This is a genomic window from Methanomassiliicoccales archaeon (genome assembly GCA_038740345.1).
GTDB lineage: Archaea > Thermoplasmatota > Thermoplasmata > Methanomassiliicoccales > UBA472 > JAJRAN01.
The window spans coordinates 15,734-33,569 of sequence record JAVYMA010000021.1; the positions used below are offsets into that span (position 1 = coordinate 15,734).

At 42.3% G+C, this 17,836-nt stretch carries 15 protein-coding genes and 1 other RNA gene; 3 read left to right on the forward strand and 13 right to left on the reverse strand.

Annotation, left to right across the window (positions count from 1 at the left end; genetic code table 11):
* Positions 1–118: 118 nt before the first annotated feature.
* An RNA gene (gene ffs, locus QW520_07330) (signal recognition particle sRNA) lies at positions 119–430 on the forward strand.
* On the opposite strand, the gene QW520_07335 is transcribed toward ffs, so the two are convergent.
* Both QW520_07335 and QW520_07340 read right to left on the reverse strand, forming a co-directional pair.
* Positions 425–1,435 (reverse strand): methanogenesis marker 2 protein, encoded by a 1,011-nt coding sequence (locus QW520_07335; GenBank protein ID MEM0449614.1) that lies wholly within the window; start codon positions 1,433–1,435, stop codon positions 425–427. The two genes, ffs and QW520_07335, sit on opposite strands and share 6 nt — an antisense overlap.
* Positions 1,436–1,509: 74 nt before the next feature.
* Positions 1,510–2,091: a hypothetical protein gene (locus tag QW520_07340; GenBank protein MEM0449615.1), complete on the reverse strand. Its 582-nt coding sequence runs from the start codon at positions 2,089–2,091 to the stop codon at positions 1,510–1,512.
* Between the two features lie 211 nt (positions 2,092–2,302).
* Here QW520_07340 and nrdD point away from each other — a divergent pair, with 211 nt between their 5' ends.
* The gene (nrdD, locus tag QW520_07345; GenBank protein MEM0449616.1) at positions 2,303–4,420 is read left to right on the forward strand and encodes an anaerobic ribonucleoside-triphosphate reductase; all 2,118 of its coding nucleotides are present in this window, start codon (positions 2,303–2,305) and stop codon (positions 4,418–4,420) included.
* A 493-nt stretch (positions 4,421–4,913) separates the two neighbouring features.
* Here the strand turns inward: nrdD and QW520_07350 are convergent, their stop codons facing one another.
* The 9 genes from QW520_07350 to QW520_07390 form a co-directional block, all read right to left on the reverse strand.
* Entirely contained in the window at positions 4,914–6,398 is a 1,485-nt protein-coding gene (locus tag QW520_07350; protein MEM0449617.1) for a site-2 protease family protein, read from the reverse strand.
* 196 nt (positions 6,399–6,594) lie between these two features.
* Positions 6,595–6,999 carry a DUF6015 family protein gene (locus tag QW520_07355; GenBank protein MEM0449618.1) on the reverse strand — a complete coding sequence of 135 codons (405 nt, stop codon included), beginning with the start codon at positions 6,997–6,999 and terminating at the stop codon, positions 6,595–6,597.
* Positions 7,000–7,091: 92 nt separating this feature from the next.
* Complete coding sequence (locus QW520_07360) at positions 7,092–7,769, reverse strand: DUF1614 domain-containing protein (GenBank protein ID MEM0449619.1); 678 nt, start codon at positions 7,767–7,769, stop codon at positions 7,092–7,094.
* Between the two features lie 47 nt (positions 7,770–7,816).
* The gene (locus QW520_07365; GenBank protein ID MEM0449620.1) at positions 7,817–8,092 is read right to left on the reverse strand and encodes a hypothetical protein; all 276 of its coding nucleotides are present in this window, start codon (positions 8,090–8,092) and stop codon (positions 7,817–7,819) included.
* Between the two features lie 6 nt (positions 8,093–8,098).
* The gene (locus QW520_07370) at positions 8,099–9,184 is read right to left on the reverse strand and encodes an ATP-binding cassette domain-containing protein (protein MEM0449621.1); all 1,086 of its coding nucleotides are present in this window, start codon (positions 9,182–9,184) and stop codon (positions 8,099–8,101) included.
* Complete coding sequence (locus QW520_07375; protein MEM0449622.1) at positions 9,184–10,725, reverse strand: ABC transporter ATP-binding protein; 1,542 nt, start codon at positions 10,723–10,725, stop codon at positions 9,184–9,186. Before QW520_07375 ends, QW520_07370 begins: the two co-directional genes overlap by 1 nt.
* Positions 10,726–10,742: 17 nt before the next feature.
* A complete protein-coding gene (locus tag QW520_07380) occupies positions 10,743–11,741 on the reverse strand; it encodes an ABC transporter permease (protein MEM0449623.1) in 999 nt (332 codons plus the stop codon).
* Positions 11,742–11,745: 4 nt separating this feature from the next.
* Entirely contained in the window at positions 11,746–12,771 is a 1,026-nt protein-coding gene (locus QW520_07385; protein MEM0449624.1) for an ABC transporter permease, read from the reverse strand.
* Between the two features lie 189 nt (positions 12,772–12,960).
* A complete protein-coding gene (locus tag QW520_07390) occupies positions 12,961–15,372 on the reverse strand; it encodes an ABC transporter substrate-binding protein (GenBank protein MEM0449625.1) in 2,412 nt (803 codons plus the stop codon).
* Between the two features lie 257 nt (positions 15,373–15,629).
* On the opposite strand from QW520_07390, the gene cutA reads away from it, so the two are divergent.
* Positions 15,630–15,920 (forward strand): divalent-cation tolerance protein CutA, encoded by a 291-nt coding sequence (gene cutA, locus QW520_07395; protein ID MEM0449626.1) that lies wholly within the window; start codon positions 15,630–15,632, stop codon positions 15,918–15,920.
* Here the strand turns inward: cutA and QW520_07400 are convergent.
* Both QW520_07400 and QW520_07405 read right to left on the reverse strand, forming a co-directional pair.
* Positions 15,886–16,569: a 6-hydroxymethylpterin diphosphokinase MptE-like protein gene (locus QW520_07400; protein ID MEM0449627.1), complete on the reverse strand. Its 684-nt coding sequence runs from the start codon at positions 16,567–16,569 to the stop codon at positions 15,886–15,888. The two genes, cutA and QW520_07400, sit on opposite strands and share 35 nt — an antisense overlap.
* Positions 16,559–17,707: a DUF373 family protein gene (locus tag QW520_07405; protein MEM0449628.1), complete on the reverse strand. Its 1,149-nt coding sequence runs from the start codon at positions 17,705–17,707 to the stop codon at positions 16,559–16,561. The genes QW520_07400 and QW520_07405 overlap by 11 nt, the downstream gene beginning before the upstream one ends.
* Positions 17,708–17,836: the final 129 nt, after the last annotated feature.

A 17,836-nucleotide genomic window follows, 5' to 3' on the forward strand; every position in this document is an offset into this window, starting at 1 on the left:
ACTATTTGTTAATTAATTTATTTTAAAATCAAATATTAGTTGACTTAATAAAACGTCTTGTAAATGAAATAGCTTACCGATAGAATATCTTTTTATAGTATTCATGAATAAGATGCTATGCTAGGCTAGACCGGGACGTTCGGCGTGCCCTTATACACCGCAAATCGTCGATAGCGGGGGTGACAGCGGAGGGCGGCGTAACTGGAACCGTGCATGCCCAGTCATCAACTATGAGGTTCTGTCCTTCGGGGTTGGTGGCGATCTCGTGGCGCAGCTGGAGGGCGGCGCCCCTGATCCTAATCAGGGGGAACGGGTCAGGCCCTGACGGGAGCAGCCTTACCCTGGACTACCAGCGCTCGAAGGGGGGCGGGGCTGAGAAGATGATTGGATCACATGCCCGGGACCAGGCGACAACCTCCGTGGCCTAGCACTTATGGTCAGTGTATTTACATCTTTCCGGAAGTAATTCTGGACCACAACCAGTAATCTTATCTGTCCTGAAATCGAAAAGTATTTTTGATTCTCCTTCCGATTGGATAATCAGTTTGGAGCTATTATCTACCCTACCAACAATCGCCCCATCGACCCCTTCTTTTTGGAATATGGAAATTATCTCCATTGAGTTTCTAGGATCTGCTGTAAGCACGAATCCACAGCCTTGATATGATTTCAACCATTGGTTGAAATCGATACCTTTTGGACGTGGGATTTTGTCTAAATCGACTACTCCTCCTTTGCCACTGGTCTCAAGAAGCATCCCTAATGTACCGATTGAGCCAGGATTACTCATATCTTTACCAGAATGAGCCAATCGTTTTTTTCCTACCTCATTCATGAGCAGTATCTGTCGGCGGACCTTTTCCGCATCTTTCCTGCTAGTAGTATCCCAGGCATAGTTCAATTTTTCAGGATAATATCCATCCAAATCCATAACAAAAATTATGTCATCTCCGATCTGAGCCTTATGACTATATATCACTTCTTCCTTCTCCGCAGTCCCTAAAATGGCTACGTCCACTGCATTGTAATTGCAATCTGGATGAGTATGGCCCCCCACTACAGGAACACCAAATTTGGTGCTTGCACTCTCCATCCCTTTCATTACCTGACTACATACCTTTTCATCCTTCATAGAAATTATGTCGACAAGGGCTAAAGGTATTCCTCCCATCGCAGCGATGTCATTTATATTTACTAAAATGGCATAATATCCCGCGAACCAAGGATTAGCTTTCATCAAACTCTCCATAATACCATCAGCGGCTAAAAGTAAAACAGAACCTTTATGCTCAATTACAGCGGCATCCTCTCCATATGCCGCCAACACTCTATTTTGCGAGGTCTTTGGAAAGAAGCTGAGAACGTCTGAAATGGTCTTTTTGCGCAATATTCCAGGATAGGACCGCAAATCGTTGACCAACGCCTCAAGATCCATATGCGAGCGAAAGAGATTGCTATTTAAATATGTTGCTCGCCACTGAATCTTTCATATTTGACCTGCTATATGATTTACAAATTGAGTCTTGTTTGTTTAGTCTCCTTAATTAAATAATTAATATTGAATAAATCAGCTAACAGCCTTGCGAGTACTTCGGTATATTCCTTCTCCATTTCGGGATCATCAATTATATACGCTTTGAGAGAATCTGGAACTTTGAAACCCGAACGAGTGAGTGCTTGTTTGGCTTGTTGTCTTTCCTCCTTTGAAGCTTCGACGCCTGGGAATGTTTTTATTCCTGCTTTTACCATTTCATCAGAGAAAATAGCTCTGCGGAATAAACGATTCAATGTGAATAGGATGATTTTATCTGACTTCTCTCCTTCTCCATAAAGCTGTCTTACTTTATCGCCAATTATCTCATAAATGGTTTGTTCCTTGGTTTTCGATGCAAGAAATATCTTTGCAGGCGGTATATTTTTTTCTCTGAGAACGTTGAGGTCAGTCATAGCTCTGAGATAACCAGTCAGTATGAGCCTATGTAGGTCGTAGCCCCTTTCTTTCAATTCTCGAGATATGGCGCTAATCGATTTTCCTTCCTCTTTCAATATATCAAGGATTACGAACCTTAAATCTCTCTCTGGATGAAACATCTGTTCACAAATATGGTAACAGATATGGTAAATAATAAGCCTTTTTCAGGTATTAACAGGCATTTAAAATGTTAGCAGATTATTGCCCAAAAAATAGTTTATCGGCACCGCGCAATCCCCTTTTTTGCCTGTAATATGATGATGCACGGGATGGGGTAGATTAACATTAACCCTTTGAAATTTCAGGCCTTAAATTTAATGGGGTGTAGACATGAAGTTTGTAGAGTCGTCAGCAGATGTTCGAGACACTGAACCAGGGTTAATATGGTCGGATGAAAAGGAGTCTACAGAACTCTCACTCTTCGTGAGAACTTCGGATGAGGAGATTAAGAAATGGGATAGAAGCAGAATATACGAGGCTTTGATCAGAGAGACTACTATTAGCGAGGACGCCGCTTCCATTGTGGCTAGGGAGGTTGAGAAGCTTATAGCATCTTTGGAGTTGGACGTGGTGACAGCTCCTTTGATACGCGAACTTACCAATGCCAAACTGGTAGAGTACGGTCTAGCCAAAATACGCCGTCAGCATACTCGTTTGGGCGTCCCCCTTTATGATGCAAGACAAATAATAATGAATCCAAATAAAGAAAATGCTAACGTTCCACATGGACCTGAAGCCACGAATCTCACGCTTTCTGAAAGGATAAAGAAAGAGTTTGCTTTATTGGAGGTCTTTAGTCAAGACCTTGCTGATGCTCATATGCGCGGAGACATTCATTTACACGATCTTGGAATGATTGATAGACCTTATTGCTCCGGTCAGTCAATCGAGTATGTTAAAAAGTTTGGACTTAACCTACCAAATGCAATCAGTATCGCTAAACCTGCAAAACACCCCGAGGTTTTGATAGAACAAATAATCAAATTCTCCGCTGCGCTTCAAGGGCATTTTGCAGGTGCCATTGGATGGGACGCGGTAAATCTCTTTCTAGCTCCTTATTTAGAGAATGTCGATGATAGACGAATGAAGCAGCTGGCTCAGATCCTGATTTTCGAATTCGCGCAACAAGCTGTGGCCCGAGGTGGCCAATCCATTTTCAGCGATCTCAATTTATATTGGGAAGTTCCAGACCATTTTGTTGGTGTGCCTGCTATCGGACCCAAAGGGGAATTCACTGGTGCCAATTATGAAGACTATCAGGAAGATGCACAAAGGTTCGTCTCTGCTCTCTTCGATGTATATATAGAAGGAGATGCCATGGGGCGACCATTTTTCTTCCCCAAGCCAAACGTGCATATGACGGAAAAGTTCTTCAAAACTGATGGACACGAAGAGTTCATGCACAAGATTTGCTCTGTTGCTTCAGAAAAGGGGAATACTTATTTTGTATTTGATCGCGGAAATACGGCTAAAATTTCAGAGTGTTGCCGTCTTACATTTAAACTTGATAGGCAGGATCTCGAAGATGCAAAGACGCCTTGGAAGATGCGCTACTCAGCGATGCAGAATGTGACGCTTAATCTTCCGAGGATAGCCTATGAAGCTCATCAGGACGATTCTCGTCTATTTGATATTCTAAAAGAAAGACTTGACATGGTAGCCCAGGCACATATGCAAAAGAGGGAGTTCATTTCTAAGCTATTGGCCATGGGCAAACATGGGCCACTCGCTCTTCTAACCATGGAACTCGACGGAGAGCCTTATTATCGTCTACACAAAGCTTCTTTTTTGGTCGGAATGGTGGGATTGAATGAAATGGTGCAATATCATACTGGCAATCAATTGCATGAGTCGAAAGATGCGTTAAAATTCGGCCTTAAAGTAATAGCTGAAATGAAGAAAGAAGCCGAGCGATTAGGTGAGCATTATGGAATTCGAATGCCTCTTGAACAAACACCTGCTGAGTCCACGGCGTATCGATTCGCAAAATTGGATATGAAGTATTATCCCTTGCAGGCACCGACTGTTATCCGGGGTAATCGCAATAATGGGGAGATATATTATACAAATTCGACGTACTTGAACGTGGGGGCCCCAGTGAGCGCGATAGAACGCACCAAAACAGAAGGGATGTTCCACCCCCTCATCGATGCGGGAGCCCTCACTCATGTTTGGCTTGGTGAGCATAAACCAGATCCGGAAAGTGTTGCCTCATTCGTTCGTAAGACTTTTGAAAATACGCAAAATGCGCAGATTGCCTTCAGTCCCGAATTCACATCATGCCTGGACTGTGGAAGGACTGCGCGTGGCCTCTATCCTTCATGTCCTCAATGCTCCTCCACGAATGTAGAAGGTATCACTAGGGTTACAGGGTTCTTCTCGAAGACTAATAGTTGGAATAAAGGAAAGCTTGGGGAGTTAAAGGACCGCGTAAGAAATAAAATTTAAAAGCTTTTAGAACCCCTCCCCCAATTACTTTTTTTATTTCATCGTCAAGTCGTAATATGACTTGTCTACCCCTTCGATATATCGTAATAGGTTTGATAAAGTATAAATTATAGTTAATTCTGAGAAAGAATGGAATAAGGAGATACAAATTGACTCGAATACGCATCAGTAAACATGTAATCATTAATATTAGCCGAAGGTCTCTTTGCGATAGTTGCATTGCATCTTCTTGCTCGAAGAATAATTCTAAAAGAGTGTTGAGTTGTGAAGACTATCTCCCTCCTTTTTTAGTGCTACGACGTTGTGAAAAATGTGAGGAACTATTTGATGTGCATCAAAATATTGGGTATTTGCATGAGGATCTGTGCCCCCGTTGCAATGCGTTGATTAGTGGATTCAAATTCGAAATTGAACGCAGAGTTTAATTATATTGCACATTAGAATCACCTTTCACACCACGTCAATTAATTATTTTTTTAAAATAGCGTTTAAATTAGAGTAATCTTGGACCGATGAACTGCCACACGATAAGTAGGAGCACCAGGACTGCAAATAGATATGTTATCAATGCGACATAATAAGCTCTTTCCTTTTCCGAAGCATTTCTTTTAAGCTTTTGTACTATTGAGTCCACAGCGTCTTTGAACAAATACCCCCCATCGAGAGGAACCGCTGGAAGGACGTTAGTCATTCCTACCATTATATTTATCCAAAATATCCAGTAGATGGAGTTGGAAATGAACCAGAAAAGATCATTAGGCATCCAGGCTAAAAGACCATCAGGAACGAAAAGATCCTTCAGTGGTGATTCGATTGGCGCTAATCCTTGGAATGGAAGGGCTATAAATCTCAAAGAAGCTCCAAAGAAATCTAAAGGCGTTTTTATATTAGCTAAGGGATCTGCTAGCGATCTTATTAAAGCTCTTGGGGATCCCACGAGCATTCCCATATACGCTGAATTGATCCCCATAAAACCCCTATCTGGCTCACTCTCATTCACCAAGTTAGGGTCTATATCCTTTAGGTAAGCTTTCCGACTTGTCAAAGTAATCGATGTGACAGGATATATCTGATATTTCTCAGAGTCTTGATCATAATATAAAGCCTCAAGACTCACTGTTTGACCTGGATGGGTTAAAGCGAGTACCTCTTCTAGTTCGTGCTGGTTGCGTATTATGGTGCCATTCAACATAGATAAAATCATACCCGGCCGAAGTCCCGCCTCATAAGCTGGTAAGCCTTTTGAGACATCCACTAATGTCAAACCAGCCGTAACTGATGCTCTCCTTAGCTCTCCTGAAAGATAATAGGATACATCCACCAAGCTTCCCGGCTCAAAAGAAAGGGTATTGAAGTCATCTATAGTTTCTATTTCTATTCCACCTATCTCGACCAACTGAGCGCCAAATGATAACCCTGCGTGTATCGCTGGACTATCCTCACCAATGGCTAAAATTACAGGATTTTCTCTTATAGGTACGGCCGAAGCCATCAAAATATTGCAAAAAAGCAGCACACAAAACAATGCTAAGAAAATATTAGTCGCTGGCCCTACTGCATATAGACTTGTCCTTCGCTTGCGGTCCGCATTCGCGATTTGTTGCTCATCGGGCTCCACAAAAGCGCCTATAGGTACGATGAATAGTAGTAAGCCTAATGATTTGATTCTCATCTGGCCAACACGTGTTAGTATGCCGTGTGCGTATTCATGAACAAAAATGGCTACTATCAAGCCGATTATACCATAAATCACCGGTATAATCGGATTCACACCAGGGATCCCTAGCATCATTTCCAGGGTGGGCGCGCTGTCATCCGGGATGCGAGAGACTATGGTGGCTTCCCAAATAAGTAATGCCATTATGAATACGCCAACGGCCAAACAAGTAATTTTAGCTGCAAATGCATAAGCATGCCAAAAACGAGATGGTCTTGCGAGGCGATCAATCAGGTTCTTTCCACCTTCTGTCCTCCACATTATTAGTGGCCCATATGTCGAGATGCCACGTTCTGCCAGCCATTTTTTCTTTCTAATAATATAAATTAAAGCTAAGTAGATGGAGATTATAGAAATTAAAGAAACCCACCAAGGTATTATTACAGTCATTTCTCAGCTCTTCCTCAGGTAATTAGGGTGTGCTATAAAACAATTGGCTAAATGAAATTCATACAAGTCAATCATGAGTAAACCTGTTGCATTGATTTCGGCTATTCCAGATATCATCTGAGATATCTTCATAGACCGCTGAGCATTCATCCCTTATTTTCGATCTCTCTTCTTCCCTTCTCGCCAGGCGAAGTATTTGATCTTTTTTGAGAATCCAATAATGAATCCGCCAAAGCTTACCTTTCTTTAGATGTACTTCTTCTTGCGTCGTGGTGAGAAAACCTTCTTCTTCGAGCATATAAAAAACGTCTCTATCTTCCGAGGTCAGTTTATTATCGATGACTTCATCAGTGAATCCAAAGAAGGACATAATGTACTCTGCTAGCTTGGATATGTCCTCTGATGACATGCCTTTTCTGCCAAGTGTATTCTGCAGAGCGAGAATCACGTCCTCCATGCTCACGACGGTCACACTTTCCCCGCACCCCAATCACACTTCTTGGCAATATATGTATTGAATGTTTTTCATAATATGGAAGATGCTCAAGATACCCAAGTAGAATTTTAGGCATCGTGTTCTATAATAGGCTGAATACCAATGGAATTAGTTATGTAATGAATTGCACCTACAAATGCAACCGCTAAAATTCCGCTAAGAAATATAAAGTCCAGCAAACCACTAAACCCGAATATGAAAGTCCCCATGGATTCTTGGTATTCATAAAGGTGCATTACGTCACCACCAAACAGCATTCCAAGGGAAGCCGACACATAAGACAAAGCTAGAGACTTTCGAAGATTAAGGCCCGCAAGGATATAGGAAATGAACGCGCAAGCAAGTATGATTAAAAACCAGTGGTTGATATTTATATGAACGCCATTGGCATTAAAATCGGTAGTTAGATATGCAAGAGCAGCCATCATTATAAAAGAAATGGAATACTTATTCCATCCAACAGGAACATGAACCAAAAGATATGAAGAAACCAAAACAGGGACAAATGCGCCTGTAACGTTCATCTCCAGAGATACGGGCTCTTCTATCAAACGCAGATTGAACCATGAAAGAAACCCCAACAAAGAAACAATAATAAACGCATTGAAAAAAGGCTCTATCCATCCATCACTATCATCATCCATAAAAAAATCTTGACTGGTTAAAGACCTGAAGGCTAATATCAATATTACGATGATAGCTGCAGCAGCTATCGCCAGAGCTGTAAGTGGCGCACCCGCTGCCATGCTGAAGATGAGGTGTTATGCGCTATAATAACCCTTTTTTCTTTGTTTCACTCCTCCTTGATATTTTCTTTTGGCCAAATTTTATTAAAAAGAATAATCTGTAAAATCACCAGGATTAACAGTGAGAGCAAAGATAAGATCCAACCTCCTATAGCGCTCCTTCGCAGCTCAAGGAAAATCGCTACATCGGCAAACATGCAGGCTACAGCATACCAATACTTCGCATAAGTCTGGTGAAGCCATTGCCTCCATGTTTTCTCTTGAATTTCTGCTTTCTTCTCAACAGATGTTACAGTTCGTGAAATAACTCGTTTCTTGGCCATCGTACCTCAACGGAAATGACACGCCACTAGATGATCGCCCCCTTTGTCTTCAAGGGCAGGCTCTTGCATTTCGCAGATGGCTTCACGATAGCGACAGCGTGTGTGGAATCTGCAGCCTGGAGGCGGTCGAGCTGGACTAGGGACATCCCCCGATAGCACAATTCTATTTCGTTTTAAATCTGGATCGGGGACTGGAATAACGCTTAGCAATGCTTCAGTATATGGGTGCATGGGGCGCTTGAACAATTCTTCCTTGGTTGCTGATTCCACTACTTTTCCCAAATACATAACATTGATCCGATCGCACATATATCTGATAGTGCTTAAATCATGAGATATGAAAAGATAAGTAAGGTCTAGTTCCTCCTGTAGATCATTCAACATGTTTAGAACCTGCGCCTGCACACTTACATCTAATGCAGACGTAGGTTCATCCAGAACTATGAAATCAGGATTCAGAGCTAGAGCTCTTGCGATGCCTATTCTCTGACGTTGACCTCCCGAGAACTCATGCGGATAGCGATAAAGATGCTCAGGATTTAGGCCAACTTTTTCCATCAATTGTATTACTCGCTCCCGCAATTCCTCTCCTTTGGCTACGCCATGCACCATAAGCGGTTCTCCGATAACGTCGCGTATTAACATTCTAGGATTGAGTGATGAAAAGGGATCCTGGAATACTATTTGCATCTCTCTTCTGAGTTTGCGCAACTCCTCTGGATCTTTACGGTTTAAGGCATATCGTGATAACAATTCTTCCATCTCACTCTTTAAGTTCTCGGGGATTCCCCCATTAGCCTTGAATCTGGAAGCTTCCTCCTCTAATTCTAACCAATGCTTTCTTGCCTCTTGAGGCATTTTAAAAAAGATGTTCCCTTCAGTTGGGGATAATAGCATTAAAAGGCATCTTCCAGCGGTCGTTTTCCCACAACCACTTTCCCCTACCAATCCTAAAGTTTCTCCTTTTCTAATCGCGATGTCTACTCCATCTACGGCTTTTACACTACCAGTGGAGCGCCTTAACAGGCCTCCTCTTATTTCAAAATGCTTTTTTAACCCTCTCGCTTCAATAAGAATTTGATAGTCATTCATTAGACGGCGCCTCCTATCGTGTAAAGATGACAAGCAACTGAATGCCCCGGTCCGACCTCGAGCATGGGAGGCTTTTCTATTTTGCAAATATCCATGGAATAAGGGCACCTTGGATTGAAGCGGCAACCAGATGGCGGTTTTATCAAGTTCGGAACGCTTCCTTCAATTATATCCAGTCTCTTTGCACCTGAAGTGATTCTAGGTATTGAATTAAGTAATCCTTGAGTGTAAGGATGGAGGGGCTCCTTGAATATGGATGTCACATCTCCTATTTCAGCCATCACACCAGCATACATTATGCCTACACGGTCGCAAGTCTCAGCCACAACTCCCAGATTATGCGTAATCAGAAGTATTGAAGTCCCTGTCTCCTTCTGAAGATCTTTCATGAGTTTCAAGATCTGAGCTTGTATAGTGACATCTAGAGCGGTAGTCGGCTCATCCGCGATAAGCATCTGAGGCTTACATGCTAAGGCCATAGCAATCATTACCCTTTGCTGCATTCCACCAGACAACTCATGAGGATAAGAGCGGACCACATTCTTTGGGTCTGGGATTCGAACCAATCGCAGCATCATCTCTGCCCTTGTTAAGGCTTCCTTCTTCATCAATTTTTGATATCTTCTAATTATGGGGATTTTGGCAGCCAAGCGAAGCGACTTAGCATCAGGGTTCTTCACCATTGTGACATAAAATCTACGGTAAAAGCTCAGAGCCATCGATTCTAAAGGCCGGAGGCGTTTAATGCTTTTGAATTGCGCTTTACATTGAGGGCATTGATCTTCTTCTGCCACCATTAAAGCGCCGCATTGGTCGCATTTGAATTCGCCTTTCTCAGTTTTCGTATATGAACTCATTTTGATTTGTTGAAGATCTTTTTTATGGGCATCGATGTTACGAAGAACTGCTTGAGCCAACTCTTTTCTTTCATGGAGCAGCAGAACCTCCGCTATTTGCTCTCCAGCTGGAAATACTGGATTGAGCGCAGACATAGGTTCTTGGAAAATCATGGATATGTATTTGCCACGAATTTTACGCATATATTCTTCAGAACGAGCTAAAAGATCATAGCGGGAGAATATTTTGTCAAGCCTTTCTTTCAATTTTTTATAATCAGGATCTTCTAAAGAAAAGCCCGGTGTTGATTTCTTCTCTTCCATTTCCTTCTTCAATCTTCTGATTTCGCGAACTTCTTCCAATTCAGCTTCCAGCGATTTAACCGTTGGATCGTCTTTTTTGAAATCTGGACTGGAACGTAACTTATGTAATCTTGCCTCAAGATCTGATATTTCCTTGTCAGAACCTGAGGGTGGCATGAAAAGGATTCTTCCTTTCTCGATTTTCCCTGGTGGTGTAGGTATTAAACGCAAAATGCAATTTGCTGTAACACTTTTTCCACATCCTGTTTCCCCAACAAGGCCAAAGGTTTCTCCTTTGCATATTGAGAGATTGATTCCATCCAACGCTTTAACGACTCCTTGATAGGTATAGAAATTCGCATAGAGGTCCTCGATTTTTACGAGTACTTCACTCTCATCCATTAACACACCTCATGATGTCATCTTCGCAACCTTGGATCCATGATATCTCTGAGACCATCTCCCAACAGATTAAATCCCATAACAAATATGAAAATCATCAGCCCTGGGAATACCCACATCCACCATGGGTTATAGAATTGGCCTTTCCAAACAACTTGGCCAGTGAAATAATCATGACCATCAGATACCATTTTTCCCCATTCTGCTGTTCCTGAAGGTGCACCAAATCCTATGAAGGATAGACCAGCGGCCACTAGAACGACCACACCTATATCCATTGTTATCTGGACGAGTAGCGGTGCCATACAATTCGGAACAATATGTCTAAAAAGAATTCGACTTTTCTTCGAGCCTACCGCTCTAGCGGCTTCTACATAAACATTCTCTCTTACAGAAAGAACTTGACCTCGAATGAGTCGAGCATAAGGAGGCCACCAAACAACAGTTAAAGCAAGCATAATATTTTCAAGACTTCTGCTCAAAACAGCTGCCACTGCCATTGCCAATATTAGACCTGGTATGGAAAGGAATACGTCCGTGATGCGCATCAATGCCTCATCTACCGCTCCTCCATAGTAACCTGCCACCGCCCCAAGTACTATCCCAATGATCGCTGCGGTAAACACAACGAACAAAGAAACATACATCGATGTCCTAGCACCCCAGACAATGCCATAATATATGTCTGCTCCCAACTTCCCAGTACCTAAAGGATGTGCAGCGAGTTCTGGGTCATTCACTAAAATACCGGGTGGCTTAGGCTGCTTGAAATCCACGGGTATCTGCATAGGATCAGCAGGATTTGCAGGTGGACATAGCCAGGGAGCGGCGATAGCTATGATAACGACGAAAAGAACTAAAATCAAACCGACCATTGCCAACAAACTTTTTCTGGCCAAATACAACGAATAACGTAATTCTCTCAAGCGAGGAGCCAGGGCTTTTTTCATTAAGACGATTCTTTCCTTAAATTTAAATCCACTTTGCAAATCCTCACCAGAATAAGCGACCTTCATTTATTCACCCCAATCTTACTCTTGGGTCCAGGTACGCATACAATAAGTCCACGATTAAATTCGCCAAAACATATATGAAAGCCACTATCAAAGTAAAGCCTAAAATTGATGCGGTATCATTCATTACGATGGCTCGGGTGGACCATTGTCCTAGCCCTGGCCAAGAAAAGATGGTCTCAGTTAGAACTGCGCCTGTAAGCAAACCTCCGAATGCTAATCCCACTACCGTGGTAGTGGGGATAAGCGCGTTCTTCCTTGCATGACGATTTATTACAGCTTTTCTGGGCAAGCCTTTGGCCTTAGCTGTTCTAACATAATCCTGATTGAGAGTCTCAAGCATGCTCGAACGCATTATCCTGGTCAAAACTGCAATGGTCCCAAAAGATAAGGTGACAGCTGGTAGCACTAAATGCCATAGCGCATCTTTGAATAGCTCCCAATTCCCTGAAAGAGCGGTATCAATCAGCACGAAACCAGTATAATCATTATAGCCGCCAGTGGCGAGGGCAAGCATAGGATCATAACGTTGCCCTGAGGGGAACCAACCTAATTGGTAATAGAAAACATATTGGAGAATGAGAGCTAGTACGAATATCGGAAGACAAACACCTGAGAGAGCTATTATCCTCGTAGCATGATCCACAGGTCTATCCTTGCGGACTGCTGAGATGGTGCCTAGGCTTATTCCAACAAAAACGGCGATTAACATGCTGACGACAGTAAGTTCAAATGTCGCGGGGAACTTTTTCGCAATCACCTCTGTGACTGGAAGATTTTTCTCGGACTTTGCTATTCCCCAATCGCCCTGAATTACACCTCCTAGCCAATACCAATATTGTATATAATAAGGCTCGTTAAAGTGATATTTTTGATAAATTTGTGCAATCTGCTGTTCATTCATCTTTTCTGTTATATAAGCAGCTGCTGGATCGCCTCCTATTCTAGTAAGCGCGAAGACGAAAATTGATACCCCAATGAGCACGGGGATGAGCAGAAGAAGGCGTCGTAAAATATACGTGCTCATTTTCATTATTCCGTCACCCTATTTTGGGAAAAACGGATTCTTGCTATAAAGCCCTTTTCATGACTGGCTAAAGCAAGGTGAGATGATTAATTTCTGATTATCCTTCTTTTATCCAGCCATTTTCTCCTTCTAGATTAGTCAGTAAAATGAAAAGATAATAAAATTATAAAAATAAAAAGGTTTGATGGGCGATGCTTAAGCCTGCTTATTAAGCACGTAATAATACAGGCCGCTAAACATTGGGTTGAAATAGTAGCCTGTCACCCAAGCCCTCTCCACATGGAACTGCGTAGCTTGGGCAGTCCACATATAGTAGGTCTTGTTGTAGACATACCATTCCATTTCATTATACATCTGGGCTCTCTTAGTAACGTTTAGCTCAACCGCTGCAGCATCTACCATCTGTGTGAGCACCGGATCCTTCAGGCTTATTCTCAATGCATATGTTCCGCTCTCGCGGTAGAATGGCTGAGTGTAGTCATCTGGATCGTTGTAGTCAGGAGCCCACCCCAGGAAGAATATAGGCAATGTTCTTCCACGGACTGCGGGTAGGTAAGCACCAGACCAATCAAGAGCTTGAACGCTTACAGTAATTGTTCCATTAACATAGCCCAGTGTCTTTAAGCTCTCCAGACCGTTCTTTAAAAGCTGGCAAGCGGCTTCACGGACGGTATTCCCCGAGTTGTAGTAAAGGACTATTCTAAAGCCCTGTTCCGCGTAAGAAACACCTGTTCGATTATCTATAGCCAGCTTGAGATAGTTCGCTGCTTCTTGGAGGTTGAACTGATACTTTGGCGCGTTGCTGTGGCCGAACATACCTAATGGAATAACTCCATTCGGTTGTATCGCTGTGCCTAACAGAACATCATTTATGAACTTATCATAGTCGAAGCAACGCACGAAAGCATTCCTGACGTTCTGATCAGCGAAGAACCATGCAGGAACATCACCCTGGTCCAACGTAGTACTCTTCCTTATGTTCTGGTTAAATCCCACGAAATCTAAGTTGAATGTTGGATTTCCTTCCACGATCCTTAAGTCAGGTCTTCCTCTTACATCACCAGTCTGTTGCCGAGGCACATATATGCAGTCGGCATCACCAGAGAAGAGCATCATCTCCCGCGTGCCCACATCCTCAACCTTCTTATACAATACGTACTTCAGAGGAGCAGGTCCAAGATGATATTCTTCATGCCTCTCAAGTAGCCAATATTGACCAGTTACCCATTCTTTGAGCTTGTATGGTCCTGTTCCCATCGTGTGGGTGTTAGCATACTCGTTAAAGGCTTCGCCCCGGACAACGCCTCCATGAGCATTGATCCAAGCTTCTGACATTACTGATGCTACTGTATATGCCATCACTTGGTTGAAGGCCGGATATGGAGTTACTAGATGGATTGTGACCGCATTGCCGCTCACGGTGACCGATTGTTCAATAAGATCCTGAGGTGGAACATCATAGTCATAATAGTTCGGTATCATGACCTGTCCAAGCATCCAGGCAGGTGACCACGGATCGTTCATCATTAGGACTCGCTCTAAAGAGAATTCTACATCTCTTGGAGTCATGATGCTTCCATCGTGGAACTTCACGCCCTGCTTTATATAATATGTATAATTCTTTCCATCAGGAGAAACGCCACCATTAGCTATCGTCGGCACATTTGTGGCCAAGACAGGTTTTAGATCATTGGGGCTTGCTCCGTCGTACCAGACTAGCGTCTCATAAACATTCTGCAACACTTCTCCACCGGCACTCTCATAGTTATAAGCTGGATCCAAAGACTCCGGCTCTCCGATAGAAACCATGACGAATGTATCAGGATTCTTTACTCCAGTGGTAGTCGTCGGTGGGATGACTATCGTGTTATAATACCTCTGCTGGACGGCCCCCTCACCTTTCACAATGCAGTAGGTAGGGAACAACGACTTAGCTGCACCAGTGAAAGTGTGATTCACCTGTGCTTTCTCTTCGAAACTGCCCTCAATTGGTGAAGATCCATCGTTGAAGTTCCAAATGAGACCAGAAATAAAATCAGATGATAATACTGGTCCCTCTTCGGTCTCTCCCCATGCCTTGGAGTCTCCTGCATTGAAATCGACCTTCGTACCACTTGTTATGCTGTCAGCTGATGTAGCAACCATTGCAAAGGGTACTGATGTCGAGCTTGGCTCCTCTGGGGCTGGTGGATTTGTAACCTCTATCTTCACCAATCTGCTCCATGTATCAGCTCTTGCTCCTTTGTCATCCTCTACCTCGAGAATGGCAATATATTTACCGGGGAAGAGATAGGTATGAGACACAATTGCCGTGGTAGTTTCTTGCGGTGTCACACTATCTCCGAACCACCAAATATACTTCGCAATGCTTCCATCAGAGTCCGAGCTAGCTGAGCCATTGAACACGACCGGTGTTCCCAATGAGACGAAATTCGAACTCACCGAAAAACTGGCCGTGGGGCCCTTATTTCCCCCTCCCATCAATAAGACAGCCGCCAGGACCACCGCCAAAACCAGAATGACGGCGATGACAATGACCAAAGTCTTGTTCATCGCACCTTTAGGCTTATCTTCAGATGGAAGAGGCTTCGCGCCTTCACCTTCCATTCGCTTTCCTCCTTATCCCTGCAATCAATGCGAGGGAAACTGCCTAAGAATAACCATTTGTTGCTATAAATAACTTATCGACATTTGCATAAATAGCCAGTAAGCTTAAAAGAGATAAATAAAGCTCATTCTTTCATCAGTTAAAGCTTAAAATTGTCAAATTATTGTTCATTGATGTTCTATATGAAAGGCGCATATATCGCAATAAAGATTGCTCTCCCATGATTTACTGTTCAATATATTTGACCTTTCCCGATATGGAGTCAGCTAAAAAGATTTCCAAGCAATTAGTAGAAAATAGGTTAGTCGCTTGCGCAAATTTGTATCCTATTGAGTCAATTTATAGATGGGAAAATGAAATAGAAGAAGGGCAAGAGTTTGCCGTTCTGCTGAAAGCGCGAGTGGAAGATTTTCCTTTAATTGAAAAATTTGTAAAGAAAAATCATCCATATAAAATCCCGTGCATTGTAATGTATTCTATAGATGATGGTTTTCCCCCATATTTAGAATGGATTAAGGAATCGACAAACAGAAACCAGGAGGATTAAGATCAAAAATAAGTCTTCTAGCCCATGCTAATTTTTGTAATTTAATGTTAATATCTTTTCCTATCTTCTTTTTCGGGTTCGCGAAATCGAAGCCTAATAAATAAATATGCTTGGCTCCGAAACTTCTAGCTAGAATTACAGCTCTATCTCCATCCGTGAACCCTCCATAATTACGTAAAGGTGCAAATGGTTTGCATTGAACGGTTGGGATAATCGGGAAAGAGAACAGACTTATCCAATCACGAATTTTGCTGATATTATCTCCATGAGCGTGAACAACTAATATCGAACCCTTAATGTTTGCCTGCAACAACGTTGGCAAATCACCATCCAAATCGGTTACAATAAAATCTGGGACAAAACCTTCTCTAATGAGAACACTGGTAGCGTCATCGGCAGCGATCAAAGTACCATGAATACCGAATTTTTTTAGATGATGAGGCAAAGAATCAGCATCGCCACATATAGTTGCAATCTTTCTCATCTTTTTCGCGATTAACTCTTCATAATCAAATTCAAATCGAGAAACTGCAGATGCTAGTATTTTAGCTGCTAATTCATCATTTTGTTGAGAAAAACCGAATTCGCTAATTATCTCGTGATAAATAGGTTCCCAATCTTCGAAATTCATTTCAACCCTATTCCTCATTCCCTTTGGCGACATTGTTTGTATTTTTCATACTTTGATTTGATTGCGCCCTGAGCGTGGCTCCGAGCAATCCGCTAAATCCTGCAAGAAGAAATCCAGCCAATATCTCTAACATAAGAAAAATCTCATCAAAATCCTGAAAGCCAAGGAAGAACATCGTTGAATCAATCGCACCTTGAATTATAAACGCTATAGCAAAAATGGATAACGTGGTCACGAGATAACCCCAATGCATCTTTCCTTCCGAAAGAAATAAGTTCACGAACTTCCCCGCTGCGTACGAAAGAGCAGCGAATGCCCAGAGCCAAAGGACACCACCCAAGAACAACAGCGATTTCAATACCAAACTTTCATCCTCAGCTGTATTAGCAGCATTTGAACCTGCCGCAATTCCTGCAATAAGAAAAATGAATGAAAGGACAGCGAAAGGTATCATTTGGCTTCCAGATCTAATCGCTCTAGCTATTTTCTTAGCCCCGTTTATCGACCTTTCCCCCACGTGATAGGCATAGGAAATTAGATAAATACCCAACGCCAAGCCTAAAAAGCCAAAACTCATACCTGAAATTATTTCCCAGGAGGGGGATTCTAAATATTGTATTACCATAGGAAGAAGTGAGAAGAGACCTAATATCGTAAAAACCAGACCTATTGGAAAAAGAATACGTTTTCGGATCTTATCATCTTTCAGCATTTTAATTATGACATAATATGTACCTTCCACAGAAGGTGCTTGTTTCACGAATACCCTTTTGACAGAGTCTACTTTTACTCTAGAAGCTACCATAGGAAAGATATATTCGTCTTCAGCTCCGTCAGATACCAATACAACTCGCTCAGGTTTCACTACTTCCAATACATTTTCTAATTCCTGTCCTAATGCAACGTCAGATTCATATCCAACCCTATGACTTCCACAAATAGTTGCGATCTCAGCATCAATTCCTTTTTTAATCATTTCTTCATAGATACTAATAGCTGCAAAGATGGTGTTAATATCTGAATCCTCTGGATCCTTAAGACCTAAAGCGATAGCGGCGTCCAAATTCTCCTGTCGTCCGATAAACGGGCTATCTAACCCCGCTTTGACACCGAAGTCATCGTCGCGATCGACACTTAGGACAAGGACTTTCATCATTTTCTCTATCCAGTATGAATCTATTTATACCTTATTTGATAAACTATGAAATATCGAATCAAAATAGCAATTAGTTTGGATTGAACATAATAAATCAAAATAATAAATCAAAAGCGGGACTAAGTTTGC